The 25,969-nt window shown below is 71.7% G+C and carries 22 protein-coding genes and 2 tRNA genes; 14 read left to right on the top strand and 10 right to left on the bottom strand.

Features of this window, described 5'->3' with window-relative positions; all coding sequences use genetic code 11:
• Positions 1-71 precede the first annotated feature (71 nt).
• Positions 72-148, bottom strand: a tRNA-Pro gene (locus N8I86_RS14410).
• A 161-nt stretch (positions 149-309) separates the two neighbouring features.
• Between N8I86_RS14410 and N8I86_RS14415 the strand changes: the two genes are divergently transcribed.
• Positions 310-380 (top strand) — tRNA-Gly (locus N8I86_RS14415).
• Positions 381-582: 202 nt separating this feature from the next.
• Here the strand turns inward: N8I86_RS14415 and N8I86_RS14420 are convergent.
• Positions 583-777: a hypothetical protein gene (locus N8I86_RS14420; protein WP_073894178.1), complete on the bottom strand. Its 195-nt coding sequence runs from the start codon at positions 775-777 to the stop codon at positions 583-585.
• Between the two features lie 532 nt (positions 778-1,309).
• On the opposite strand from N8I86_RS14420, the gene N8I86_RS14425 reads away from it, so the two are divergent.
• Positions 1,310-2,437 (top strand): acyltransferase family protein, encoded by a 1,128-nt coding sequence (locus tag N8I86_RS14425; protein WP_263277936.1) that lies wholly within the window; start codon positions 1,310-1,312, stop codon positions 2,435-2,437.
• Positions 2,438-2,497: 60 nt separating this feature from the next.
• Here the strand turns inward: N8I86_RS14425 and N8I86_RS14430 are convergent, their stop codons facing one another.
• Positions 2,498-2,947: an HD domain-containing protein gene (locus N8I86_RS14430; RefSeq protein ID WP_123437836.1), complete on the bottom strand. Its 450-nt coding sequence runs from the start codon at positions 2,945-2,947 to the stop codon at positions 2,498-2,500.
• Positions 2,948-2,970: 23 nt separating this feature from the next.
• The gene (locus N8I86_RS14435; RefSeq protein WP_073893961.1) at positions 2,971-4,143 is read right to left on the bottom strand and encodes a PP2C family protein-serine/threonine phosphatase; all 1,173 of its coding nucleotides are present in this window, start codon (positions 4,141-4,143) and stop codon (positions 2,971-2,973) included.
• A gap of 175 nt (positions 4,144-4,318) precedes the next feature.
• Between N8I86_RS14435 and N8I86_RS14440 the strand changes: the two genes are divergently transcribed.
• The gene (locus tag N8I86_RS14440) at positions 4,319-5,560 is read left to right on the top strand and encodes a GNAT family N-acetyltransferase (RefSeq protein WP_073893962.1); all 1,242 of its coding nucleotides are present in this window, start codon (positions 4,319-4,321) and stop codon (positions 5,558-5,560) included.
• Between the two features lie 46 nt (positions 5,561-5,606).
• On the opposite strand, the gene N8I86_RS14445 is transcribed toward N8I86_RS14440, so the two are convergent.
• Together N8I86_RS14445 and N8I86_RS14450 are read right to left on the bottom strand one after the other, a co-directional pair.
• A complete protein-coding gene (locus N8I86_RS14445) occupies positions 5,607-6,416 on the bottom strand; it encodes an Fpg/Nei family DNA glycosylase (RefSeq protein WP_073893964.1) in 810 nt (269 codons plus the stop codon).
• 58 nt (positions 6,417-6,474) lie between these two features.
• Positions 6,475-6,963, bottom strand: coding sequence for a ribose-5-phosphate isomerase (locus tag N8I86_RS14450; RefSeq protein ID WP_073893965.1), 489 nt, complete (start codon positions 6,961-6,963; stop codon positions 6,475-6,477).
• Positions 6,964-7,209: 246 nt separating this feature from the next.
• On the opposite strand from N8I86_RS14450, the gene N8I86_RS14455 reads away from it, so the two are divergent.
• A complete protein-coding gene (locus N8I86_RS14455) occupies positions 7,210-8,628 on the top strand; it encodes an amino acid permease (protein WP_263277937.1) in 1,419 nt (472 codons plus the stop codon).
• Positions 8,629-9,585: 957 nt separating this feature from the next.
• On the opposite strand, the gene N8I86_RS14460 is transcribed toward N8I86_RS14455, so the two are convergent.
• Positions 9,586-10,167: a biotin transporter BioY gene (locus tag N8I86_RS14460; RefSeq protein ID WP_073893968.1), complete on the bottom strand. Its 582-nt coding sequence runs from the start codon at positions 10,165-10,167 to the stop codon at positions 9,586-9,588.
• 458 nt (positions 10,168-10,625) lie between these two features.
• On the opposite strand from N8I86_RS14460, the gene N8I86_RS14465 reads away from it, so the two are divergent.
• The 8 genes from N8I86_RS14465 to N8I86_RS14500 all read left to right on the top strand — a co-directional run bounded on the left by N8I86_RS14465 (position 10,626) and on the right by N8I86_RS14500 (position 19,264).
• Entirely contained in the window at positions 10,626-11,825 is a 1,200-nt protein-coding gene (locus N8I86_RS14465; RefSeq protein WP_073893970.1) for an ROK family protein, read from the top strand.
• 206 nt (positions 11,826-12,031) lie between these two features.
• Positions 12,032-13,075, top strand: a complete 1,044-nt coding sequence (locus tag N8I86_RS14470; RefSeq protein WP_073893972.1) for an ABC transporter substrate-binding protein — start codon at positions 12,032-12,034, stop codon at positions 13,073-13,075.
• Complete coding sequence (locus N8I86_RS14475; RefSeq protein ID WP_073893973.1) at positions 13,072-13,920, top strand: ABC transporter permease; 849 nt, start codon at positions 13,072-13,074, stop codon at positions 13,918-13,920. Before N8I86_RS14470 ends, N8I86_RS14475 begins: the two co-directional genes overlap by 4 nt.
• Positions 13,896-14,609, top strand: coding sequence for an ABC transporter ATP-binding protein (locus N8I86_RS14480; RefSeq protein WP_073893975.1), 714 nt, complete (start codon positions 13,896-13,898; stop codon positions 14,607-14,609). Before N8I86_RS14475 ends, N8I86_RS14480 begins: the two co-directional genes overlap by 25 nt.
• A gap of 120 nt (positions 14,610-14,729) precedes the next feature.
• Positions 14,730-16,064: an LLM class flavin-dependent oxidoreductase gene (locus tag N8I86_RS14485; protein WP_263277938.1), complete on the top strand. Its 1,335-nt coding sequence runs from the start codon at positions 14,730-14,732 to the stop codon at positions 16,062-16,064.
• Between the two features lie 20 nt (positions 16,065-16,084).
• Positions 16,085-16,981: a TauD/TfdA dioxygenase family protein gene (locus tag N8I86_RS14490; RefSeq protein WP_073893978.1), complete on the top strand. Its 897-nt coding sequence runs from the start codon at positions 16,085-16,087 to the stop codon at positions 16,979-16,981.
• Between the two features lie 120 nt (positions 16,982-17,101).
• Positions 17,102-18,487 carry an amino acid permease gene (locus N8I86_RS14495; protein ID WP_073893980.1) on the top strand — a complete coding sequence of 462 codons (1,386 nt, stop codon included), beginning with the start codon at positions 17,102-17,104 and terminating at the stop codon, positions 18,485-18,487.
• A gap of 129 nt (positions 18,488-18,616) precedes the next feature.
• Positions 18,617-19,264 (top strand): superoxide dismutase, encoded by a 648-nt coding sequence (locus N8I86_RS14500; protein WP_263277939.1) that lies wholly within the window; start codon positions 18,617-18,619, stop codon positions 19,262-19,264.
• 140 nt (positions 19,265-19,404) lie between these two features.
• On the opposite strand, the gene N8I86_RS14505 is transcribed toward N8I86_RS14500, so the two are convergent.
• Positions 19,405-20,067: a mycothiol-dependent nitroreductase Rv2466c family protein gene (locus N8I86_RS14505; protein ID WP_073893983.1), complete on the bottom strand. Its 663-nt coding sequence runs from the start codon at positions 20,065-20,067 to the stop codon at positions 19,405-19,407.
• Between the two features lie 140 nt (positions 20,068-20,207).
• Between N8I86_RS14505 and pepN the strand changes: the two genes are divergently transcribed.
• Positions 20,208-22,781 (top strand): aminopeptidase N, encoded by a 2,574-nt coding sequence (gene pepN, locus N8I86_RS14510; RefSeq protein ID WP_073893985.1) that lies wholly within the window; start codon positions 20,208-20,210, stop codon positions 22,779-22,781.
• A gap of 216 nt (positions 22,782-22,997) precedes the next feature.
• A complete protein-coding gene (locus tag N8I86_RS14515) occupies positions 22,998-24,035 on the top strand; it encodes a hypothetical protein (protein WP_073894180.1) in 1,038 nt (345 codons plus the stop codon).
• Positions 24,036-24,109: 74 nt separating this feature from the next.
• On the opposite strand, the gene N8I86_RS14520 is transcribed toward N8I86_RS14515, so the two are convergent.
• Both N8I86_RS14520 and N8I86_RS14525 read right to left on the bottom strand, forming a co-directional pair.
• Entirely contained in the window at positions 24,110-24,613 is a 504-nt protein-coding gene (locus tag N8I86_RS14520; protein ID WP_073893986.1) for a DinB family protein, read from the bottom strand.
• Positions 24,614-24,659: 46 nt separating this feature from the next.
• Entirely contained in the window at positions 24,660-25,862 is a 1,203-nt protein-coding gene (locus N8I86_RS14525) for a glycosyltransferase (protein ID WP_263280102.1), read from the bottom strand.
• Positions 25,863-25,969: the final 107 nt, after the last annotated feature.

A 25,969-nucleotide genomic window follows, 5' to 3' on the forward strand; every position in this document is an offset into this window, starting at 1 on the left:
CGCGCAGCTTGCATAGTAACCGCAGCCGGTCAGCGCCCCAAAAGGCGATCTTCGCGACGTACGCGAGGCAATGGTCGGGGTGGCGGGATTTGAACCCACGGCCTTCCGCTCCCAAAGCGGACGCGCTACCAAGCTGCGCCACACCCCGTCTGGTGCGACACGTAGGGTACATGCCCGGGCCTGCCGGGGCCGCCGCATTCTTCCGGGCGGCGCGCACGGGATCCGCGTGTCGCCACTCGTTGGCCTCGATGGCGGGCGACCCGCTACGATGCCTGCAGTGCCGCGGTCACGGACCTGCGGCGCGCCGTCGCGGGCGTAGCTCAATGGTAGAGCCCTAGTCTTCCAAACTAGCTACGCGGGTTCGATTCCCGTCGCCCGCTCTGTACTACTCAGGGCCGGACCGAGGATTTCTCCTCGGTCCGGCCCTGAGCGTTTTCCGTACCCGTGCGGTCACGCTCCGTGCGCGCGATCCGGGGCGCGAACGCGGCAGCCCCGGGGCGCGACGGGCCGGCGCCCGCGCTCCCTCGGGCACCCCGGGCGCCCCGGCCCGCGCCCCGCACTCCCGCGGGCGCCCCGGGCCGGTCAGAACCTGATCGAGTTGATCGAGTCGGCTATCGAGTTGAGGAACCGGCTGATGGACGGCGCCATGCCGGTGGACGCGAGGAAGAAGCCGAAGAGGATCGCGACGATCGCGGGGCCGGCCTTGATGTTCCCCCCTCGGATCAGCACCACCAGGATGATCGCCAACAGCAGCACCACGGACAGTGAAATGGCCACACTGATCACACCCTCGGTCGGTCCGCTCTCCCGGCCCGGAGGTACGGCCGCCGCACCCCCGCCAGAACCATCGTGCCACCAACCAGGCGTCCGTATGCGGCCCGTGACACAACGTCGGCTGACGGTCCCGCACGCGCCGCGCGTCACAAGGTAATTCGACGGAGATCCCGCAGGTGACCGCGCCGGGAATTGCGTGACTTCGTTTCCGTCTCCACACATCTCGTGCGCAGGTAATTGGAATTGATGACGCCGAGGCGCCGTATGCCCCGTTTAGTCTGGATGAATCGGGACATCGAGGGTGAACTGACGACCCCTGTGTGGGCACCATCACGTCGACAGGGGTGGCAAGTTCTGCAAATCAGGGGGTATCCGAAGGCGATAACCAGGAATGACTGCGGGAGTTTTACGAAATCCCACAGCCGACGCTAGGGTGCCTGAGATGTTTGACGCCGCCTCGTCCCCCGGCCAGAACCGCAGGCCGCTCCCCCCGGCACAGTCGCCGGTGGACGGAGTGCCCGGACCGCGCACCCCGATGAGTGCGCAGAAAGGGCAGGCGAAGGCGGACAGACCCGGCAAACAACGCGACGCGTTCTTCGACAACGCCAAGTACCTGGCCATCGTGCTCGTCGCGATGGGGCACTCGTGGGAGCCGCTCAAGGGCGACAGCCGGGTCGTGGAGACGCTGTACACCATCGTGTACACGGTCCACATGCCGGCGTTCATCATCATCTCCGGCTTCTTCTCGCGCAGTTTCGACATGCGGCCGGACCGGCTGAAGCGGCTGATCACCGGCGTCGCGGTGCCGTACATCCTCTTCGAGACGGCGTACCCCCTCTTCAAGAACCTCGTGGACGAGGGCTCCCACGAGCCCATCTCCCTGCTCGACCCCTGGTATCTCACCTGGTTCCTGGTCGCCCTGTTCGTGTGGCGGCTGACCACGCCGATCTGGAAGCTGGTCCGCTGGCCGCTGCCCCTCGCCGTCGGCCTCGCCATGCTGGCGAGCGTCAGCCCGGACATCGGCGACGACCTCGACCTCCAACGCGTCCTGCAGTTCCTGCCGTACTTCGTGCTGGGCCTGTGCATGAAGCCCGAGCACTTCAAGCTGGTGCGCCGCCGCTCCGTGCGCATCGCCTCGGTGCCGGTGCTCGCGGTGGCGCTCGTGGTCGGCTGGTGGGCGGCACCGCGCATGAACGCCTCGTGGTTCTACCACCGTGACGCCGCGCAGGAACTCGGTGCCCCGTGGTGGTGCGGCCCGGTCATGACACTGGCGCTGATGGGCTGCTCGCTGCTGCTGACGGCCTGCTTCTTCTCGTGGGTGCCGGGCCGCAGGATGTGGTTCACCGCCCTCGGCGCGGGCACCCTCTACGGCTACCTGCTGCACGGCTTCCTGACGAAGTTCGCGGACTACCGGGGCCTGTTCGAGCACCCCTGGCTGCACCACCCGGCCGGGGAGATCCTGGTGACCCTCCTCGCCGGCACCGCCGTCACCCTGCTGTGCACCAAGCCGGTGCAGCGCGTCTTCCGGTTCGCGATGGAGCCGAGGATGGAGTGGGCGTTCAAGCAGGACGCGGCGGAACTGGCCCGGGAGCGCCAGAAGAAGGAGAAGGAGCGCGAGCAGGAGCAGGAGCAGGAGCGGAAGCGGGAGAAGGTCCGCGCCTAGCGCCCGGACCGGCCACCGCCGGGCCGCCGCCCCGGACCCCCGGCTCACCGGCTCACCGGCTCACCCCTGAACGAGACCGAGAAGCGCGCGCATCCGCGTGTACTTCTCGGTCAGTCGTCTCCGGGTCGCCTCCGGCAGCACGGCCAGCCGCTCCGGGTCGGCGTTGTGCGCCAGGTCGGACTCCTTCACCAGCAGCGCGCCCGGGGTGGCCAGGATGCGGCGGGCGTACTCCTCCGGTTCCTCGCCCGGCCGCTTGGTCAGGGCGTCCACGATGGCCTTGGTGCGCGGGGTGAGAGCCGCCTCCGCCAGCCACTGGCGGGTGAGCGCGTCGTCCTCGACGGAGTCGTGCAGCCAGGCCGCCGCGATCTGCTCCTGGTCGCCGCCGCGGGCCCGGACGCCCTCCGCGACGGCCGCGAGGTGTTCGGCGTACGGCCGCCCCGCCTTGTCGGTCTGTCCCTCGTGGGCGGCACGCGCGACGGCCTCGACCTCGGCCGGGGAGAGCTGTGTCATGGACCCAGTGTCTCCCCCTGCGCTCAGCGGCCGTTCGTCGCGTGCTGGCGGCAGATCAGCAGCAGCGCGCGGTCGTCGTTGACGTCCTTGGCCACCGCCTCGATGAGGTGCCAGGCGGCACCGTGGAAGCCGCCGGCGACATAGCGGTCGGCCTCGCCGGTGAGCCGGTCGATGCCCTCCACGATGTCGCGGTCGGACGTCTCCACCAGACCGTCCGTGAACAGCATCAACACGTCACCCGGGCGCAGCGAGCCCTTCACGGGGTCGAACTGGGCGCCGTCGTACACCCCCAGCAGGGGTCCCTCGGCGCCCTTCTCCTCCCAGCGGCCGCTGCCCGCGCTCAGCTGCAGGCCCGGTGGGTGGCCCGCGGAGTACAGCTCGTAGTCCCCGGAGTCGAGGTCGAGGACCAGGTGGATGGAGGTGGCGAAACCCTCGTCCCACTCCTGGCGGAGCAGGTAGCCGTTGGCCGCCGGCAGGAAGGCGTGCGGCGGCAGGGAGCCGAGGAGGCCGCCGAAGGCGCCGGACAGCAGCAGGGAGCGCGAGGCGGCGTCCATGCCCTTGCCGGACACGTCCGTCAGCACGACCTCCAGGGTGCGGCCGCCGTTCGTACGGGCCGCGACGACGAAGTCGCCCGAGAAGGACTGCCCGCCCGCCGGACGCAGCGCCATCTCGTGGTGCCAGCCCTGCGGCAGCTTCGGCAGCTTGCTCTGCACCCGGATCCGCTCGCGCAGGTCGAACAGCATGGTGCCGCCGCGCCGCCACGGCACGCCGACGCGGCTGCGGAACTGCGCGGTCAGCAGCCCGAAGAAGCCGCACGCGGCGACCACCAGGACCACACCGGGGGTGACCCGGGAGGGCCCCTCGGTGTAGGGGCCGAGCCGTACCGACTCCACGATCAGCGCGGTGGCCGCCGCCGCGTACAGGCCGAGCAGGCTCGCCGGGCGCAGCAGCAGACCGCCCGCGACGATCGGCAGGACCAGGGTGGCCGGGGAGCACCACACCGAGTCGGCGAGGGTCATGGCCGCGAGGACGGGTACGGCGAGCAGCAGTCCGGCGAACGCGATCCAGTCGGAACCGTCGCCGCGGAAATAGTCCACGGCGCTTCTGCGCAGGCCGACCCGGGCCCGGTGCCACTGCATACGCCACCGCGCCGTGAACGTCTCGGCCTTAGCGCGCCGCTCTCGTCCTGCTGCCATTAGTTCGGGACCCTATCCATCGGACCGGCTGCTTGGCACGGGAGGTCCCACTTGTCCCCCGTGCGAGGCCCTGTTTCGTGGTGCGTCCTCACAGTGAACGGCACGCGCGGCCCTCGTGGCGCCGACCGGGAGAAATTCGCTGGCTCGTCCCGCAATGCCCTGGTAGGCATGGCTCATGGGGAATGACCGTGGGACCGAGTTGACGACGCTGCGCCCCGAGGACTTCGACCGGTGGTGGGAGCATCTGGTCCGTGCGTTCGGCGGCGGGCCCTCCTCGACCGAGGAACGCGAACTGGATAAATCGCTCACCGAGTTCGACCGCTCGCTGGTCGTCCGGGACGGGGACGCGATCGTCGGCACGTCCGGGGCCTTCAGTTTCCGGATGACGGTGCCGGGCGGGGCGGTGGTGCCGACCGCCGGCGTGACCATGGTGAGCGTGGCCGCGACGCACCGGCGGCGCGGAGTGCTGACGTCGATGATGCGGCGGCTGCTGGACGACGCGCGCGCCAAGGGCGAGCCGCTGGCCGCCCTGTTCGCCTCCGAGCCCGCGATCTACGGCCGCTTCGGGTACGGCGCGGCGACCTCCCAGATCAGCGCGGAGATCGACACCGGCCGGGTCTCCCTGGCACTGCCCCGGGGCACCGACGAGGTGCGGGTGCGCTACGCGCCGCCCGCCGACGTGCTGCGGGAGTGCGAGGCGGTGTACGCGGCGCTGGTGCCCCGGCGCCCCGGCATGCTGGCCCGCGTGCCCGGCTGGGAGCGGGCCGGGCTGCTCGACCCGGAGAGCGACCGCGAGGGGGCGTCGGCCCTGCAGTGCGTGGTGGCCGAACGGGACGGCGGGATCACCGGGTACGCCCGCTTCCGCACCAAGCTGGGCTGGGGTCCGAGCGGGCACGACGGCACGGTGACCCTGGAGGACCTGGCCGCGCTCGATCCGGCGAGCGAGGCCGCGCTGTGGCGGTTCCTGTTCGGCATCGACCTGATGACGACGCTGGCGGTGCGGGGACGGCCGGTCGACGAGGCCTGGCAGCACCAGGTCTCCGACATCCGCCGCTGTCTGCCGCGCCTGCGGGACGCGGGGTACGTCCGTCTCGTGGACGTGGACGCGGCTCTGTCGGTGCGGACCTATCAGGCTCCGGTCGACGTCGTCCTCGAGGTGGAGGACGCCTTCTGCCCCTGGAACGAGGGGCGTTGGCGGCTGACCGGGGACGCCAAGGGCGCGTCCTGCGAGCGTACGGACGACGCCGCCGATCTCGCCCTGTCCGCACGGGAGTTGGGCGCGGCCTACCTCGGCGGGGTGACGCTGCTGTCGCTGGCGGCGGCCGGGCGGGTGCGGGAGCTGCGTCCGGGGGCGCTGACCGAGGCGTCGGTGGCCTTCGGCTCACCGGTGGCCCCCTGGATCTCCCACGGCTTCTGACCCGGGGCGCCCGGCTGCAGGGTCCCCGGCGGGCCGCCGGGTGCGGTCAGGGTTTCTGGCAGGTGGGGCACCAGAAGAGGTTGCGGGCGGCGAGGCCGGCGGTGCGGATCTCGGTGGCGCAGATGTGGCAGGGCCGGTCGGCGCGGCGGTAGACGTACACCTCGCCGCCGTGGTCGTCCACACGCGGCGGGCGGCCCATGGCCTGCGGGGTGTGCTCCGGGCGGACGGTGTCGATCCGGTTGTTCCGCACGCCCTCGCGCATCAGCTCGACGAGGTCGGCCCACAGGGCGTCCCACTCGGCCGGGGTGATGTCCCGGCCGGCGCGGTACGGGTCCACGCCGTGCCGGAAGAGGACCTCGGCGCGGTAGACGTTGCCGACGCCGGCGACGACCTTCTGGTCCATGAGCAGCGCCGCGATGGTGGTGCGGCTGCGGGAGACCCTGCGGTAGGCGGCGCCCGGGTCGGCGTCCGCGCGCAGCGGGTCGGGGCCGAGCCGGTCGTGCACGGCCCGCTTCTCGGCGTCCGTGATCAGCGCGCAGGTCGTGGGGCCGCGCAGGTCGACGTACGCGGTGTCGTTCGCGAGGCGGAGCCGGACGGTGTCGGCCGGCGGGGGCGCCGGGGCGTCGCCGAAGCCCACCTTGCCGAAGAGGCCGAGGTGGATGTGGACCCAGTCGGCGTCCCGGAACCGCAGGAACAGGTGCTTGCCGTGGGCCTCGGTGGCGGTGAGCTCGGCCCCGTCCAGCAGGTCGGCGGCGTCGGAGAACTTGCCCTGGGGGCTGGTGACGCGCGGGGCCGTGCCGGAGAACCGGGCGGCGTAGTCGTGCGCCAGCCGGTGGATCGTGTGCCCCTCTGGCACGGTCGCCCGTTCCTTTCCGCTCCTCGGGGCCCGGTGTCCGCCGGGCCCCGGGGACGGCTCAGTCCTGCTGCGGGTGGTGGGCCGGGACCGGGGGCAGGTCACCGGTCGTCTCGTAGGCCGACAGCATGTCGATCCGGCGGATGTGGCGCTCGTCACCCGAGAACGGGGTGTTGAGGAAGACCTCGACGAACTTGGTCGCCTCCTCCGTGCTGTGCATACGCGCACCCACGGCCACCACGTTGGCGTCGTTGTGCTGACGGCCGAGGGCCGCGGTCTCCTCGCTCCAGGCCAGGGCCGCCCGCACGCCCTTCACCTTGTTGGCGGCGATCTGCTCGCCGTTGCCCGAGCCGCCGATCACGATGCCGAGGCCGTCCGCGTCCGCCGCCGCCTTCTCCGCGGCACGCAGGCAGAAGGGCGGGTAGTCGTCCTGGGCGTCGTAGATGTGGGGCCCGCAGTCGACGGGCTCGTGCCCCGCCGCCTTGAGCCACTCGACGAGGTGGTTCTTGAGTTCGTAGCCCGCATGGTCGGAGCCGAGATACACGCGCATGGGACGAGTGTGACACGCCCCCATCCGGGCAGCAGCTTCGGGTGCCGACGCTGTGAAATGTGAGCCAAACCATAGAAGCTCAAGGGAACCTCAAGTAACAATCTGGATTCAGAGGTTCCCGAATCCATACACCTCGGATTCACTGGACCGCCTCGTACACCGCTCGTGCGAGGTCCCGTCCGCAGCCGCACAACGGCACCCCCCTCGGACGGGAATCGCTCCACCGGCGCAAAGGAAATCCGTCCCATGACCCCTGGTTCCGGACTTCAAGCAGGTCTCAAGAACCGTCACCTGACGATGATCGCCATCGGCGGCGTGATCGGTGCCGGACTCTTCGTCGGCTCCAGCTCAGGTATCGCCACCGCCGGTCCCGGCATCCTCCTGTCGTACGCACTCGTCGGCACGCTCGTCGTCCTCGTGATGCGGATGCTCGGCGAGATGTCCGCCGCGAACCCCACCTCCGGCTCCTTCTCGGCCCACGCCGACCGCGCGCTCGGTCGATGGGCGGGCTTCTCCATCGGCTGGCTCTACTGGTTCTTCTGGGTCGTCGTGCTCGCCGTCGAGGCGACCGCCGGCGCGAAGATCCTCGAAGGCTGGGTACCGGCCGTCCCGCAGTGGGGCTGGGCCCTGATCGTGATGGTCGTCCTGACCGCCACCAACCTGGTCTCGGTCGGCTCCTACGGCGAGTTCGAGTTCTGGTTCGCCGGCATCAAGGTCGTGGCGATCGGCGCGTTCGTCGTCATCGGTCTGCTCGCGGTGTTCGGCGTGCTGCCGGGCGTCCACGCCGACAAGGCGAGCTTCTCCAACCTGACCGGGGAGGGCGGCTTCCTGCCGCACGGCCCGGGCGCGATCCTCACCGGTGTGCTGCTGGTCGTCTTCTCCTTCATGGGCAGCGAGATCGCCACCCTGGCGGCCGGCGAGTCCGAGGACCCGCAGCGCGCGGTCACCAAGTCCACCAACAGCATCATCTGGCGGATCGCCGTCTTCTACCTGGGTTCGATCCTCGTCGTGGTCACGCTGCTGCCGTGGAACGACCCGTCCATCGCGAAGGACGGCTCCTACGTCGCCGCGCTGAACTCCCTCGGCATCGCCCACGCCGGCGAGGTCATGAACGTCATCGTGCTGACCTCGGTGCTGTCCTGCCTCAACTCGGGCCTCTACACGGCCTCCCGGATGGCCTTCTCCCTCGGCCAGCGCGGTGACGCCCCGAAGGCGTTCGCCCGCACCACCTCCCGCGGTGTCCCGATGGCCGCGATCCTGTCCTCGGTGGTCTTCGGCTTCGTGGCGGTCTTCTTCAACTACCAGTACCCGGACAGCGTCTTCCTCTTCCTGCTCAACTCCAGCGGTGCGGTCGCCCTGTTCGTGTGGCTGGTCATCTGCTTCTCGCAGCTGCGGATGCGGAAGATCATCCAGCGTGAGGCGCCGGAGAAGCTCGTCGTGAAGATGTGGCTGTACCCGTACCTGACCTGGGCGACGGCCGCGATGATCGTGTTCGTCCTCGTCTACATGCTGTTCGACACCGAGCACGACGGCCGGGAGACGGTGCTGCTGTCCCTGCTGGTCGCCGCGGTCGTCCTGGTGATCGCGGTGATCAAGCAGACGGTCGCGGCGAAGCGCCCCGACCCCGCGGTCGAGGCCCCGGCCGACAAGGTGTCCGTCGGCTGACCCACTCCCCCGTGGCACCGGGCCGCATGACCTGACGAAAGCCGTCGGGTCATGCGGCCCTCGTGCGTCCAGAACCCGACCGACACCGCCCCCGGACGAAGCCGACGCGCGCCGGACGGATCCCCCCTCCGGACAACGGGCCGGGCCCGGAAGGGGAGCAGTGGCGGACCCAGTGGCCGGCACCCCGGCCCGGTGACCGCTCGGGCGAACGACCGGAGGAGTGCCACGGGCCGCATCGTGCGCGGCGCCCAAGGCGTCCGCGCGTCCCGCGGGTCAGCCGCCCGCCCGACGCCCCTCCGTGACAGGCACCTACCGCCACCGGGCAGGGACCGGCAACAGACCGTGCCGAGCCCCGTGCCCGCGCCGAAGGCCGGCATCCACCTCCGGTGGCCGCTCGGGCGAACGACCGGAGAAGCGTCGCCGGTCGCCCCGGGCCCGGCCCCCTGGGCGTGCGCGGGCGGAGCCGACGCGCGTCGGGCGGCCGGCCTCTCCGGGCGGCGAGCCGGGACGGGAAGCGGACCGGGCCGGAACCGTGGCCGCGCCGAGAGCCGGAATCGGGCCGCGGGCGAATGCCCCCGGGACGCACCGGACCTGGCGCCCGCGGGGGCGCCGACGCGCTTCGGGGGCGGTCAACCGTGCGGGCGGCGGGACGCAGGCCGGGTCGGCCCTCGTGTCCGCCCCGGAGGCCGACGCCCCGCAGCGGCGGGCGGCCGGAGAAGCGACCCGGGGCACAGCAGCCCCGGTGCCCGGCAGGTCCGCGGGCGGCGCCGATTCGCGTCGGGTGCCCGGCCGTTCGGGCGCCAGGGCCGGGGCCGGGAGCATGCCGTGTCGGGCCCGTGGGCCGGAGGTCGGCGAGACGGTTCGGTGGCCGGGCGGGTCCCTGAACGCCGAAGAGGCTCGCCCGGAACGCCGAAGAGGCTCGCCGGGGGCGGCGAGCCTCTTCGGGGGATTTGTGCGTCAGCGCTTGTTCGCGAACTTCCAGGCCGTCGGCAGTACGCCCATGGCCAGGAGGGCCTTGAGGGCGTCGCCGAGCAGGAACGGGGTGAGGCCGGCCGCGATCGCCTGGGAGGCGGACAGGTGGGCGGCAAGGGCCAGGTAGGGCACGCCGACGGCGTAGATGATCGCCTCGCCGAGGATCATCGTGCCCGCCGTGCGCAGCGGGGAGCGGTCGGCGCCGCGCCGCGCCAGGGCACCGACGACCGCGGAGGCGAGCAGCATGCCGAGGATGTAACCGAAGGAGACGGCGCTCCCGCCGGAGGTGCCTCCGGCGAACCACGGCACACCGGCCACACCGGCGACGGCGTACAGGGCGAGGGAGAGGAAGCCGCGGCGGGCACCGAGGGAGGTGCCGACGAGCAGCGCGGCGAAGGTCTGGCCGGTCACCGGCACCGGGGATCCGGGCACCGGCACCGAGAGCTGGGCCGCGAGGCCGGTGAGCACGGCGCCGCCGAGCACGAGGGCGGCGTCGCGGACACGGGACGCCGGCAGGAGGTCGGCGAGGACTGCACCGGGGCGGGCGGTGGCGGTGGCGGTGCTCATGGGGACTCCGCGGGATGGTATGGACACGTCGGGACATCGTGACGCTATCCCAGCGCCCGCGTGGTGATCACCGTCGGCGCTCGACAAAGCGGGGAACGGCGCCTTCGTGACCTTCGCACAAACCGTGTCCCTTACACGCGGTCGGGCGTGATACCGGTCACTGAGGCAGCGACGTTCCGCTCACTCCCCCGCGTCGGCCCCCGACTGTGGAATCCCACCAAACAGCGTCCGATGCGCGTCTCGCCCGTCGGTCGCCGTCTGGGCAGCGCGGGGGCCCTTTGCTAGCTTCGACCGCATGGTTGCCCAGGCCCGGTACTTCACGTCGCGTCGCTACGTCGACCTGCGACGCCAGGGCACGGCCACCTGTCGCCGCCCGGGGTAGGGGCGGGCTTCCCGGCACGCCTCGCCTTCTCCGCTGTTCCGAGACGTGTCGGCCCCGGTCCCGAGGACGGTCCTCCATGCCCCGAAGCGCTCTGTCCACCCTTGATTCCCCCGTTCCCCGTGCCGCCGACCCCGACCGGCGGCGCACCAGTGCCAGCGTCGTCCTGCGTTCCGTGCTGGAGCACGGGCCGGTGGCGCGCAGCACCGTCGCCCGGCTGACCGGGCTGTCCCCGGCGTCGGTGACCGAGCACTGCGCCCGGCTCGCCGGACTGGGCCTGATCCGGGAGTCGGCCGCGCCCCGCCGCTCGGGCGGGGTCGGCCGGCCGCACGTGCCCGTCGACCTCGACGACTCCCGGTTCCTGGTCGCCGGCGTGCACGTGGCGGTGCCGTACACCACGGTCACGTTGCTGGACCTGCGTGGCCGGGTGGTGGCGCGGCGGGAGCTGAAGCACGGGGGGACCGATCCGGGCCCGGTGCTGGCGCGGGCCGCCGACGGGCTCGCGGAACTGCTCGCGCGGGTGCCGGGGCGTCACCCGCTGGGTGTCGGGGTGGCGGTCGGCGGCTGGGTGGACCGGGAGACCGGCACCGTCGTCGAGCACGAGTTGCTGGGCTGGCGGGAGGTGCCGGTGCGGGACCTGCTGGGCGCCCGCACCGGCCTGCCGGTCCATGTGGACGGCCACGCACGGGCGTTGGTGAACGCGGAGCGGCTGTTCGGGCGGGCCCGGGGCAGCCGCAGCGTGCTGCATTTGTTCGTGGGCAACATGGTCGACGCGGCCTTCGCGACCAACGACGAGGTGCACCACGGGCCGCGTTCGGCGGCCGGGGCGATCGCCCATCTGCCGGTGCCGGGCGGCGACGAGCCCTGCGCGTGCGGTCGTACCGGCTGCCTCCAGGCGGAGTTGAGCGAGCGGACGCTGTGCCGGCGGGCCCGGGCGGCCGGGGTGACCGGCTCGGACAACCCGATGCACGTGGTGGCCGCGGCGGCGGGCGGGGACGCGGTGGCGCGGCGGCTGCTGGTGGACCGGGCGCGTGCGACGGGGCGGGCGGCCGGGCTGCTGCTGGACGTGCTCAACCCGGAGACGGTCGTCGTCACCGAGGTCGGGGTCATCCACTTCGAGGACTGCCTCGGCGCGCTGCGGGACGCGGCCGGTACGGCCCGTTCGGCCGCCGTCCTCCCGACGAGTTTCCCGGATTCCGTACTGGCCACGGCAGGCGGATCCGTGATGCTCGACGTGCTGTTCCGGGACCCGCTGAGTGCGTCACCTGAGGCTATTTAATTCAGAAACTCGGAATGTTGACAGACGCCACTCCGGGAAAGGAACATGCTGTTCATGAGCCTCCTCACGAGCTGTCGCACCTTCTGTTGCTGACACATTGCCGCGCATGAAGCGCGTGTTTCCCGCTGCGTGAGTTCTCTTCTTCCGGCTCTTCTTTCCCGGAATTCCTCCTGCCTTTCCGCTCTTTTTCTCCCGGGAGTCCTCCCATGCACCGTCGTGTGTTTCTCACGTCCCTGCTCGGCGCGTCCGCCGCTGCCGCGGGCCTGACCGGATGCGCCAAGGGCGACGCGTCCGCCGCCGCCAAGGGGGCCGCGACCAGGCCGCTGGCCGACAAGGTGCCGGCCGGCACCAGCCTGAAGATCGCCTCGTACCAGGACGTGCAGCAACTGCAGTTCCGGCTGGCCAAGTTGCCCAAGCTGCCGTTCACGGTGTCCAGCTGGGTGAACATCGGTGCTGGGCCCGACGTCATCAACGCCTTCCGCGCCAAGTCCCTCGACCTCGCCAACAACGCGGGCATCCCGCCGATACAGGCGCACTACCAGGGCTTCGACGCGAAGATCGTGGCGATCAACGTCACCCGCAAGCCCAATTACCTCTTCGCCACCAAGCCGGGCAGCGACATCCGCACGGTGCGGGACTTCAAGGGCAGGAGGCTGGCCTTCTCCCAGGGGCAGGCCCAGGGTGTCGTCCTGCTGCGGGCCCTGAAGCAGGCGGGCCTGAAGTACGACGAGGTGAAGCTGGTCCCGCTGACCAGCAACCAGTTCCTGACCGCCCTGCAGTCCGGCCAGGTGGACGTGGCCCCGCTCGCCAACAGCCAGGCGCCCGCGTACCTGAAGCAGTACCAGGGCAAGGGCGCCCACACCATCAAGACCGACGTCGTCGACCTGCTCAACCTGCTGTGGGCGCCGCAGTCGGTGCTGAACGATCCGGCGAAGGCCGCCGCGATCGCCGCCTACATCCCCGCGTGGGCCAAGGGCCAGGTCTGGCAGTACGAGCACCCGGACACCTGGAACGAGGAGTTCTACGTCAAGACGCAGAACCTGACCACGGAGCAGGCGAAGTCCATCACCGAGCTCGCCAACAAGCCGCTGTTCCCGCCCAGCTGGGACGAGGCGATCAAGTGGGAGCAGGAGACCGCCGACCTGCTCGCCGAGGGCGGGTTCGTGAAGAAGTTCGACGTCTCCTCCCTGTTCGACCACCGCTTCGAGTCCCTCGCCGCCGAGGCCGTACCGGCGAAGTACCGGAGGTGAGCGCCGTGACCACGACGACGGCCGCCGTCGCGGCGCCGGAAGCCGCCGAATTCCCCCAGGTGCGCCGGCGCAGGCGCCTGTCCCCAGGCCGGCGACTGCCCGCCGCCCGGCTCACCGGGCCCCTGCTGCTGTTCGCCCTGTGGGCCGCGGCCTCGGCCGCCGGGACCCTCGACACGGGGGCGATCCCCGCGCCGTGGACGGTGCTGAGAACCGCCGGGCACCTGTGGACGGACGGCACGCTGCCCACGGATGTGCTGACCTCCCTGGAACGGGCCGCGTACGGCTTCGCCATCGGCCTGACCGCGGGCGTGCTGCTCGCGCTGGCCTCCGGTCTCAGCCGGACCGGTGAGGCGCTGATCGACGGGACCGTCCAGCTCAACCGGGCGATCCCCACCCTCGGCCTGATCCCGCTGTTCATCCTCTGGCTGGGCATCGGGGAGACCTTCAAGATCGCCATCATCGCGATCGTCGTCTACATCCCGATCTACCTGAACACGCATGCCGCGCTGTCCGGCATCGACAGCCGTTTCGTCGAACTCGCCGAGGTGCAGGGCCTGTCGAGGTTCGCCTTCGTCCGCCAGGTCGTGATCCCCGGCGCGCTGCCCGGCTTCTTCGTGGGACTCCGGCTCGGCGTGACCGGCTCCTGGCTGGGGCTGGTGGTCCTGGAGCAGATCAACGCCACCAGCGGCCTCGGCTATCTGATGTTCCAGGCCCAGAACTACGGCCAGAGCGACGTCATCCTGGTCGGTCTGCTGATCTACGGCGTCTTCGGCCTGATCTCCGACAGCGCGGTCCGTCTCGTCGAACGGAGGGTGCTGTCGTGGCGCCGCACACTGAGCAGCTGACCCGGCCCACCGTCCGGATCCGGGGCCTGTCCCGCTCCTTCGGGGGCCGTACCGTCCTCGACGGCATCGACCTCGATCTGCCCGCCGGACAGTTCACGGCCCTGCTCGGGCACAGCGGCTCGGGCAAGTCCACCCTGCTGCGGGCGATCGCCGGCCTGGACCACGGTGTCGCCGGCGACGGACGGCTCACCGCGCCCGAGCGGGTGTCGGTGGTGTTCCAGGACTCCCGGCTGCTGCCCTGGCGCCGGGTGCTGGCGAACGTCCTCCTGGGGCTCGACGGCAAGGACGCCGAGGAACGCGGCAGGGCGGCGCTGACGGAGGTCGGACTGGGCGGCCGTGAGCGGGCCTGGCCGGGCGAACTGTCCGGCGGCGAGGCGCAGCGTGCCGCGCTCGCCCGCTCCCTGGTCCGGGAGCCCGAACTGCTGCTCGCCGACGAGCCGTTCGGCGCGCTCGACGCGCTCACCCGGATCCGGATGCACCACCTGCTGCGCGAGCTGTGGAAGCGCCACCGGCCGGCCGTGCTGCTCGTCACCCACGACGTGGACGAGGCGATCGTGCTCGCCGACCGCGTCCTCGTCCTGGAGGAGGGCCGGATCGGCCTCGACCTGGCCATCGACCACGGGCGCCCGCGCGACGAGTACCGGTCGCGGCTGCTCGCCGCGCTGGGCGTCACGGAGGACGCCGGCTGACCGGCGGCCCCGCGCCTCCCCTTCCGCACCGGCTCCCGTACCCGGCCGTGCCGGTCCGCCGGCCGGCCCGCGTCGGCGCCGGCACCACTTCCCCGCACCCGTCCGCAGCGAAGGACGCCCATGACCCGGCAACTCCATCTCAACGCGTTCCTGATGAACACCGGCCACCACGAGGCCTCGTGGCGGCTCCCGGAGAGCGACCCGTACGCCCACACCGACCTCGCGCACTACGTGCACCTCGCCCGGATCGCCGAGCGCGGCGCCTTCGACTCGCTGTTCCTCGCCGACGGCCCCCAGCTGTGGAACAACCTCGCCCAGCGGCCGGCCGGCGCCCTGGAACCGCTCACCCTGCTGACCGCGCTGGCGACGGCCACGGAGCACATCGGGCTGATCGCCACCGCCTCGACCTCCTACAACTCCCCCTACAACCTGGCCCGCAGGTTCGCCTCGCTGGACATCATCAGCGGCGGCCGGGCCGGCTGGAACATCGTCACCACCGCCGGCGCCGAGGCGGCCCGCAACTTCGGTCTCGACGCCGAGCCCGCGCACGCCGAGCGGTACGCCCGCGCCGCCGAGTTCCTGGACGTGTCCCTGAAGCTCTGGGACAGCTGGGAGGACGACGCGATCGTCGCCGACAAGGCGGCCGGTGTCTGGGGCGACGACGGCAAGATCCACCCGCCTCGGCACCGGGGCACGTACTTCAGCGTCGCCGGCGCCCTCAACGTGCCCCGCTCCCCGCAGGGCTACCCGCTGCTGGTGCAGGCCGGCTCCTCCGAGGACGGCAAGGCGTTCGCCGCCCGGTACGCGGAGGCGGTGTTCACCGCGCAGCAGACCCTCGCCGACGCGCAGACCTTCTACGCCGACCTCAAGTCCCGTACCGCACAGGCCGGACGGGACCCCGAGCACATCAAGGTGCTGCCCGGCATCGTCCCCGTGCTCGGCTCCACCGAGGCCGAGGCGCGGGCGGCCGAGCGGCTGCTGGAGGACCACATCGTGTACGACCACGGGGTGGACCGGCTGGAGAGCCTGCTGCAACTGGAGCCCGGCTCCCTGGAGCTGGACGCCCCGCTGCCCGCGGACCTGCCGCCCGAGTCCGCCGTCGAGGGCGCCAAGAGCCGGTACACGCTCGTCGTGGAGCTGGCCCGGCGGGAGCGGCTCACCGTACGGCAGCTGATCGGCCGGCTCGGCGGCGGACGCGGGCACCGCACCTTCGCCGGGACGCCCGAGCAGGTCGCCGACGAGATCGAGACCTGGTTCACGCAGGGAGCCGCGGACGGCTTCAACATCATGCCCGCGGTACTGCCCTCCGGCCTGGACGCCTTCGTCGAGCACGTCGTACCGCTCCTGCGCGCCCGCGGCCTGCTGCGCACCGGCTACGGCCCCCGCCGGACCCTGCGGGAGCGCTACGGCCTGCCCCGTCCCGCCAACCAGTACCTGACCCCCGCGTTCGCCTGATCCGCACGAGAGGAACCCGTATGTCCATCGAGATCACCAAGGTCACCGCACGCATCGGCGCGCAGGTCTCCGGCGTCGACATCTCCGCGCCACTCGCCCCGGAGGAGGTCGCAGCGATCCGCGAGGCCCTGAACGTGCACAAGGCGCTCGTCTTCGACGCCGGCCCGCTGGACGACGCCGGCCAGCAGGCCTTCGCCCGCCACTTCGGCGACCTGACCACCGCGCACCCGACGGTCGGCGCGGTCGACGACGCGCCGAACGTGCTGCCGGTCGACAGCGAGCGGGGCCGCGCCAACCACTGGCACACCGACGTCACCTTCGTCCTCAACCCGCCGCAGGCCAGCACCCTGCGCTCGATCACCGTCCCGCCGTACGGCGGCGAGACCCTGATCGCGAACGCGGCGGCCGCCTACCGCGACCTGCCGGAGCCGCTGCGGCGCCTCGCCGACACCCTCTGGGCGGAGCACACCAACGACTACGACTACGCGGTGCCGGACGAGGACGTCGACGAGGACAGGGCGGCCCAGCGGGCGCAGTTCACCTCCATCAAGTACCGCACCGCCCACCCGGTGGTGCGGGTCCACCCGCTGACCGGCGAGCGGGGGCTGTTCATCGGCGGGTTCGCGCAGCGGATCGCCGGCCTGTCGGTGGGCGAGTCCCGCAAGGTCCTCGACCTGCTGCAGGCGTACGTCACCCGCCCGGAGAACGTGCTGCGCCACCGCTGGTCGGAGAACCAGCTCGTCCTCTTCGACAACCGCATCACCCAGCACTACGCCATCGACAACTACGACGGCCGGCCGCGCCGGCTGCACCGGGTGACCGTCGCCGGTGACGTCCCGGTGGGCATCGAGGGCAAGGAGAGCTACTCGATCGAGGGGGACGCCTCGCACTACACCCCGGTGGCCGCCGCCGCGTAACCGGCGGTCCACGCTGCGTACGGCAGGTGTCCGGATAGTGGGCGGCCCCTTCGCGTGAGCGGACGGGCCGCCCAGACTGTGGGCACTTTTGCCCTCTAGAGCACTGGACGAGCCGCGCTCATGCCCAGCAGTACGAAGACCGGGACGCCCCCGCAGCAGCGGGAGGGCGCCTCCCTCTCCCACGGCCTCAAGCAGCGCCATCTGTCGATGATCGCCCTCGGCGGGGTGATCGGCGCGGGCCTGTTCGTCGGATCCGGAGCGGGCATCGCCGCCGCCGGACCGTCCATCGTGATCGCCTACACGGTCTCCGGCCTCCTGGTGATGCTGGTGATGCGGATGCTGGGCGAGATGTCGGCCGCCTACCCGTCCTCCGGGTCCTTCTCGGCGCACGCCGAGCGGGCGATCGGCCCGTGGGCCGGCTTCGCGGCCGGCTGGTCCTTCTGGATCCTGCTGTGCACGGCCGTCGGCCTGGAGGGCATCGGCGCCGCGCACATCGTCTCCGGCTGGCTGCCCGGCACCCCGGAGTGGCTGTGGGTCGCGCTGTTCATGGTGGTGTTCTGCGGGACGAACCTGGCCGCCGTGAAGAACTTCGGCGAGTTCGAGTTCTGGTTCGCCGCGCTGAAGGTCGGCGCGATCAGTCTCTTCCTGGTTCTCGGCGTGCTGGCGATCGCCGGTGTGCTGCCGGGCACGGACGCCCCGGGCGCCTCGAACCTGACGGACTTCCTCCCGCACGGCAGCAACGGCCTGATCATCGGCCTGCTCGCGTCGGTCTTCGCGTACGGCGGCCTGGAGACGGTCACCATCGCCGCGGCCGAGTCCGAGGACCCGGTCAAGGGCGTGGCGTCCGCCGTCCGTACGGCGATGTGGCGCATCGCGCTGTTCTACATCGGCTCCATGGCGGTCGTCGTGACCCTGGTCCCGTGGGACTCCGAGGAGGTCGTGGCGAAGGGCCCGTACGTCGCCGCCCTCGACCACCTGGGGATTCCCGGCGCCGGCCAGCTGATGAACGTGGTCGTGCTGGTGGCCCTGCTGTCCGCGATGAACGCCAACATCTACGGCTCCTCGCGCATCGCCTACTCCCTGGTGCAGCGCGGTCAGGGGCCGCAGGCGCTGGGCAGGCTGTCCGGCGGGGTCCCGCGGACCGCGGTGCTCGTCTCCTGCGTGCTGGGCTTCGTCTGCGTGCTGCTCAGCTACTGGCGGCCGGACGACGTCTTCAAGTGGCTGCTGAACATGATCGGCGCGGTGATCCTGGTCGTCTGGATCTTCATCGCGGTCTCCCAGCTGCTGCTGCGCCGCCGCATCGAGCGGGAGGCGCCGGAGAGGCTGGTCGTGCGGATGTGGGCGTTCCCGTACCTCACCTGGGTGGCGCTCGCGGGCATGGTCGCGATCTTCGTCCTCATGGCCCGCCAGCCCGACACCCGGGTCCAGCTCTACTCCACGGGTGCCATGACCCTGGCCCTGGCGGCCGCGGGCTACGCCTGGCAGCGGGCCCGCGCCGCCCGCTGAACCCGCGTCCCGGCCGCGCCGGCGAGGCCCCCACGTACGACACGTGGGGGCCTTTCTGTTGTCCCGTCGCAGTTGTTGCTAGCGTGTACCTGCAAGTGATGTGCAATAAGGTTCCGGAGGGGGTCCCCCATGCCCGTCTACACGTTGCCCGACCTGCCCTACGACTACGCGGCGCTCGCGCCCGTGATCAGCCCCGAGATCATCGAGCTGCACCACGACAAGCACCACGCGGCCTATGTGAAGGGCGCCAACGACACGCTGGAGCAGCTCGCCGAGGCGCGGGACAGGGAGACGTGGGGCTCGATCAACGGGCTGGAGAAGAACCTGGCCTTCCACCTCTCCGGGCACATCCTGCACAGCATCTACTGGCAGAACATGACCGGTCCGAAGGAAGGTGGCGGCGAGCCCCTCGCGGCCGACGGCCTGGGTGAGCTGGCCGAGGCGATCAGGGAGTCCTTCGGCTCGTTCGCCGCCTTCAAGGCACAGCTGTCCAAGGCCGCCGCCACCACCCAGGGCTCGGGATGGGGCGTCCTCGCCCACGAACCGCTGAGCGGCCGGCTGATCGTGGAGCAGGTGTACGACCACCAGGGCAACGTCGGCCAGGGATCGGTCCCGATCCTCGTCTTCGACGCCTGGGAGCACGCCTTCTACCTGCAGTACCGCAACCAGAAGGTCGACTTCGTCGACGCCATGTGGGAGGTCGTGAACTGGCAGGACGTGGCCCGCCGGTACGAGGCCGCCAGGTCCCGCGCGGACGCCCTGCTGCTCGCGCCCTGAGCGCCCTGAGCGACCCCGAACGTCCTGCCTCGTGATCGTCTTCTCACCCTTCACGCGGGCAGGCGGAAAGAGGAGGGCCCCCGCGAGGACGTGACTCGCGGGGGCCCTCCGTCGTGCCGTCGACAGGCTCAGAAACCGCTTCAGAGGTTGCTGAAGTCCGGGCCCTTGGTGCGGGACCGCTTGATCTCGTAGAAGCCCGGGACGGAGGCCACGGCGAGGGTGCCGTCCCACAGGCGGGCCGCCTCCTCGCCCTTGGGGGCGGGGGTGACGACCGGGCCGAAGAAGGCGATCTGCTCGCCGTCCGGGCCCGGGACCGCGATGACCGGGGTGCCGACGTCCTGGCCGACCTTCTCGATGCCCTCCTTGTGGGAGGCGCGCAGCTCGGCGTCGAACTCGAAGTCCTCCTGCTCGGCGTAGTCGAGCAGCTCGGCGGGCAGGCCCGCGTCGGCGAGCGCGCCGGCGATGGCCTCCGGGGTCACGCCCTCGCCGTCGTTGTGGATGCGCGTGCCGAGCGCGGTGTAGAGCGGGCCGAGCACGTCGTCGCCGTGCTTCTGCCAGGCCGCCGTGACCACGCGCACCGCCTTCCACGCCTTGGTGGTGAGCATCTCCCGGTAGTCCTCGGGCAGCTCGTCGAGCCGGTTCTCGTTGAGCACGGCGAGGCTCATGATGTGCCAGCGGACCTCGATGTCGCGGACCTTCTCGACCTCCAGCACCCACCGGGAGGTCATCCAGGCCCAGGGGCACAGCGGGTCGAACCAGAAGTCGACGGGGGTCCTGCCGGTCGAGGTCGTGGTCTCGGACATGGCTCTCCTCAGCACAGCGGTCTTTCGAGGCGTCAACGAGATCACTTCGGCCCGCATTCCCGGGTGCCTCCTGTCAGGAGCGCATGGCAGGATCGGTCCTGTTCGACCGCCTATCACGCGACCACGAGGGAGTGCCGCCCGTGCCCGGTGAGAATCTGTCCCGCGACGAGGCCCGGGAGCGGGCCGCACTGCTGTCCGTCGACGGGTACGACGTGTCCCTGGACCTGAGGTCCGCCGTCGGTGACGGGGACGCCGAGCCGCGCACCTTCCGCTCGGTGACCACGATCCGGTTCCGCTGCAACGAGCCGGGCACGTCGACCTTCGCCGACCTGATCGCGCCGAGCGTGACCGCCGTCTCGCTCAACGGCAAGGATCTGGACCCGAGCGAGGTCTTCGACGGCTCCCGGATCGCGCTGGAGGACCTGGCCGCCGACAACGAGCTGGTGGTGGACGCGCGGTGCGCCTACTCGCGCACCGGCGAGGGCATGCACCGGTTCGTCGATCCCGAGGACGGCGAGGTCTACCTCTACACGCAGTACGAGCCGGCCGACGCGCGCCGGGTCTTCGCGAACTTCGAGCAGCCCGACCTCAAGGCGCCCTACCGCTTCGAGGTGCGGGCGCCGGAGGGCTGGACCGTGTGGAGCAACGGCGCGGGCGAACTCGTGGACGGCGTCTGGCGGTTCGCGGAGACCAAGCCGATCTCCACGTACATCACCTGTGTCGTCGCGGGCCCGTACCACTACGTGACGGACTCCTACTCCCGTACCTTCGAGGACGGGACGAAGCTGGAGATCCCGCTGGGCGCGATGTGCCGCAAGGGCCTCGCCCCGCACTTCGACGCCGACGACGTCTTCCTGGTCACCAAGCAGGGCCTGGACTTCTTCCACGACCACTTCGACTACCCGTACCCGTTCGGGAAGTACGACCAGGCGTTCGTGCCCGAGTACAACCTGGGCGCGATGGAGAACCCGGGCCTGGTGACCTTCCGCGAGGAGTACATCTTCCGCGGGAAGGTGACGCAGGCGTCCTACGAGGCGCGGGCCAACGTCATCCTGCACGAGATGGCGCACATGTGGTTCGGCGACCTCGTCACCATGGAGTGGTGGGACGACCTGTGGCTGAAGGAGTCCTTCGCGGACTTCATGGGCACGTTCGCCAACGTCGGCGCGACCCGCTTCCGGGACGCCTGGATCACCTTCGCCAACCGCCGCAAGGCGTGGGCCTACCGTGCGGACCAGCTGCCGTCCACCCACCCGATCACGGCGGACATCCGTGACCTGGAGGACGCCAAGCTGAACTTCGACGGCATCACCTACGCCAAGGGCGCCTCGGTGCTCAAGCAGCTGGTGGCGTACGTCGGCCAGGACGCGTTCCTCGAGGGCGCCCGGCGCTACTTCAAGCGCAACGCGTACGGCAACACGCGCCTCGGCGACCTGCTGTCGGTGCTGGCGGAGACCAGCGGGCGGGACATGACCGCGTGGTCGGCCTCCTGGCTCCAGACGGCCGGGGTGAACTCGCTGACCCCGCAGGTGCTGCTGGACACCGAGGGCGGCCGGATCGCCGAGCTGGCCGTTCTCCAGGAGGCCGCGGAGACGCACCCGGAGCTGCGCCCGCACCGGGTCGCGGTGGGCCTGTACCGCCGGACGCCCGAGGGCGCGCTGGAGCGGTACGCGCGCGTGGAGACGGACGTGGACGGCCCCCGCACGGTCGTGGCGGAGCTGGCCGGGTCCCAGGCGCCGGAGCTGGTGCTGGTCAACGACGACGACCTGACCTACTGCAAGATCCGTTTCGACGAGACCTCGCTGGCCACGCTGCGCGCGCACCTGGGCGCGCTGACCGACCCGCTGGCCCGTGCGCTGTGCTGGTCGGCGCTGTGGAACCTGACCCGGGACGGGCTGCTGCCGGCGCGGGACTTCGTCGATCTCGTCCTTCGGTTCGCGGGCCGCGAGTCGGACATCGGCGTGCTCCAGATGCTGCACGCCTGGGCCGACTCGGCGCTGGTGCACTACGCGGCGCCCGAGTGGCGGGAGACCGGCGGGCGGCTGCTGGCCGAGGGTGCGCTGCGGGAGCTGCGGGCGGCCGGCGCGGGCAGCGAGCACCAGCTGGCCTGGGCCCGGTTCTTCGCGTCCGTCGCGTCCGCCGGGCCGGACCTCGCGCTGCTGAAGGACCTGCTGGACGGGACGACGGCGATCGAGGGCCTGGACGTGGACCAGGAGCTGCGCTGGGCGTTCCTGGAGCCGCTGGCCGCGCACGGGGTGGCCGACGAGCGGGTGCTCGCGGCCGAACTGGCGCGTGACGACACGGCCTCCGGGAAGCGGCACCAGGTGCGCTGCCTCGCGGCCCGCCCGTCGGCGGCCGTCAAGGCGCAGGCCTGGGCGCAGGTGGTGGAGTCCGACGCGCTGTCGAACGCGCTGGTGGAGGCGACGATCGCGGGCTTCGGCCGGCCCTCGCAGCGGGAGCTGACCGCGCCGTACGCGCAGTTGTACTTCGCGGCGATCGAGCGGGTCTGGCGGGAGCGGTCGATCCAGATCGGCATGGACGTGGTCCGGGGTCTGTTCCCGTCCTACCAGGACCGCGCGGAGACGCTCGACGCGACGGACGCGTGGCTGGACGCGCACCGGGAGGCCGCGCCGGCGCTGCGGCGGCTGGTGCTGGAGGCGCGGGACGACCTGGCGCGGGCCCTGCGCGCACAGGAGTGCGACGCGACGGCCTGAGAACGGCGAGCCTTGGCCTGAGCTTGCCCGGTCGGTGACCGTTACGAAATTCAGGCAAGTAGAACCGTAACCCCTGGTCCGCACCTGAGTGGACCAGGGGTTTTCGGTTCCTACTCGGCACCCGAACACCTGACCTTTAGTCCCGGCTTGTCTGCATTCATCGACGAGCGTGTAACAGCGGTTACGGGCGGGACCGGGTGCGGGAAGTTCGAGGCCATGACGCACAACACCCCGCTCTCCCCCCGCCCCCTCCGTCACCTCTCCGACGTCCACCGCCGCGTCCTGACGGCGGCTCAGCTCCGCTCCCACGGCGTGACCGCCGCCGAACTGACCGAGCAGTGCCGCCCCACCGGCCCGTGGCGTCAACTGCTTCCGAACGTCGTCCTGCTGCACACCGGAGCGCCCACCGGCGAGGAGCGGCTGCACGGCGCCCTGCTGTACGCGGCCCGAGAGGCCGCGCCGGGCGTCCCGGCGCAGCCGACGGCCGAGGGCCCGCACCGCCCGACGTACACGGAGGCGGTGATCACGGGGCTCGCGGCCCTCACCCTGTACGGGTTCTCCGCCACCCCGCAGCTGCTCTCCGTGGACCGCGTCGACGTCCTGGTCCCGCGGCTGCGCCGGCTGCGCTCGACGGGGTACGTGCGCATCCTGCGCACCGCCGCGCTGCCCACGCCCCGCATGGTGTCCGGCCTGCCGGTGGCACCGGTGCCGCGGGCACTGGCCGACGCGGTGGCGGAGCTGACGGACGCGGAGGCGGTACGCCGACTGATGACGGAGGCGGTGCGCGCCGGTCACTGCGAACCGGCGGCGGTGGTGCGTGAACTGACGGCCGCGAAGCTGCTGAACCGGCCGCACGTGGTGGACGCGGTGGACTCGCTGCTGGCCGAGGGCCGTTCGATCGCCGAGGACCGCCTCTACCGCATGGTGCGGGAGCACGGACTGCCCGACCCGGTGTGGAACGTGGACCTGCGGCTGCCCGGCGGCCCGCACCTCGGCGGCCTGGACGCGTACTGGCCCGAGCAGGCGGTCGCGGTCGAACTCGACACCCGTGCCCCGCGCCAGGACGAGGACGCGCTGTGGTCGGAGTACGCCCGCAAGCGCGAGCACCTGGAGCGCCTCGGGATCACGGTCGTGTACCTCACGCCGAGGAAGCTGAGGGACGCGATGGAGCAGCAGGCGGCGGTGGTGCGGACGGCGCTGATGGCGTCCGGCGACCGCGATCCGGCCGCCTACGTCGTGGTGCTGCCCCGGTAGTGACGGACCGGAGGAGCGTCAGGAGGGGAGCGGAGGGGCCACCGGACCGGTTCCGGTGGCCCCTCCTCGTGCCCCTACGAGCCGGTGGTCCCGTCCAGCAGCTCCCGTACGACGTCGAGGTGCCCGTTGTGCCGGGAGGTCTCCTCGATCAGGTGCAGCAGCACCCAGCGCAGGTCGGGGTGACGGTCGTCGCGCATCGACCGCTTCGCCTGCGCGTCCAGGTCGGTGGCGGCGACCAGTTCCCGGTACCGGGTGCTCTGCTCCTCGTACTCGGTGAGCAGCTGCGCCAGCGGGACGTCGACGGCGATCCGCATCTCGCGGTCGGGGTCCTCGTCGGTCCACGGGCCCTCGTCCTCCTCGCCGAGGAAGACGACCTGGAACCAGTAGTACTCCACCCAGCGCAGGTGGTTGATCAGACCGCACAGCGTCATGAGCGGGGAGCCCGGCAGCGGCGCCCGGCGGGCGTCCTCCGGCGAGGCACCCTCGCACTTGGCGCGGGCGGTGGCCCTCGCGTAGTCGAGGAAGGTGGTCAGCTGGGTGCGCTCGTCCCAGGAGGGAGGCGTATCGGTTCGTGTCATCGACGGGCACCCTTCCCCATGGCATGGACACCGTCAACCGAATTGATCACAGGGCGGGTGGCGGGCCGTACGCCCCGGTGTGCGCCGAGTGGGAGGTGTGCACGCCGTCCAGCAGTGCCGCGTACGCGGCGATCATCCGGGTGCGGCTGAACCGCTCGCGGCTGCGCTCCAGGGCGGGCGTCAGCCTGGCGCGGCCCGCGGCCGCCGCCGTCCAGGCCAGGGCGATCGCACCGGGGTCGGGCGGCGTGACGAACCCGTGTCCGGCGACGATCGACGCGCTGTCGCCGATGTCGGTGGCGACCGGGACGGCGCCGCACATCATGCCCTCGATCAGGCACAGGGGGGCCGCCTCGCCGGAGACGGAGGTGAGGGCGACCACGTCGGCGGCGGCGTACACGGCCTCCATGTCGTGCCGGACGCCGAGCAGGTGCACCCGGTCGGCGAGTTCCCTCTCCCCGGCCAGAGCGGCCTCCAGGTCCGCGCGCAGCCCCGGGTTGTCCGCGGCCATCCCGGCCCCGCACATCACCACGTGCCCGCCGCCCTCGCGGGCCAGCCAGGCGTGGGCCGCCCGCAGGAAGAGGGGGATGTTCTTCATCGGCGCGTAGCGGGCCGCGAGGACGACCACAGGGGCGCCGGCGGGGATGCCCCGCGCGGTGCGGAAGGCGAGCCTGGCGGCCGGGTCCGGCCGGAACCGGAGCAGGTCCACCCCGTTGGGGATCACGTGCAGCAGCTCGGGCGGGACGCCCGCGGCCCGGTACGCGGCCCGGGTGGACTCGGCGCAGCACACGCACGCCGCCACCGTGCCGTCGGCGATGGCGGCCTTCAGCTCGTCCAGGGCCGGCCCCTGGTTCTCGGGGTCGGAGCGGTGCAGGCAGACCACGACCGGGCGGCGGGGCAGCCCGCGCTGGTTCAGCAGCGCCAGCGGCTGCTCCTTCAGGGCGAGGATGACGTCCGCCGCCGCCGTCACCCGTGCGGTTTCGGCCAGCTCCGGGCCGCTGAAAACGTTCGCCGCGAGGGTGCCGTCGACCAGCCCGGCGGTGCGGCCGAGCGAGGTGACACCCACCCCGGCGGCCGTCAGCGCCCGGTAGCAGTGGTCGTCCTCCATGCGCTGCCGGGTGGCCTCGCGGTGGACCTCGCCATGAATGCTGAGTACCTGGTGGGACTGGCCGCCCTCGGCCAGTCCCCGTACGACGTCGCTGTGGACGATCCGGGCCCCTCCGGAGAAGAAGCCCTCGTAGACCGACAGCACACGCAGTCCGTGCTCTGCACGCACACGACCACCCGCCTTGCACAAGATCGAGCCAAACCCGTGAACAGCGGGTTAGCCGATATGAGGCGGTACGGACATTGCGTCCG

Origin of the sequence: Streptomyces albidicamelliae (genome assembly GCF_025642175.1) — a bacterium.
Lineage (GTDB): Bacteria > Actinomycetota > Actinomycetes > Streptomycetales > Streptomycetaceae > Streptomyces > Streptomyces albidocamelliae.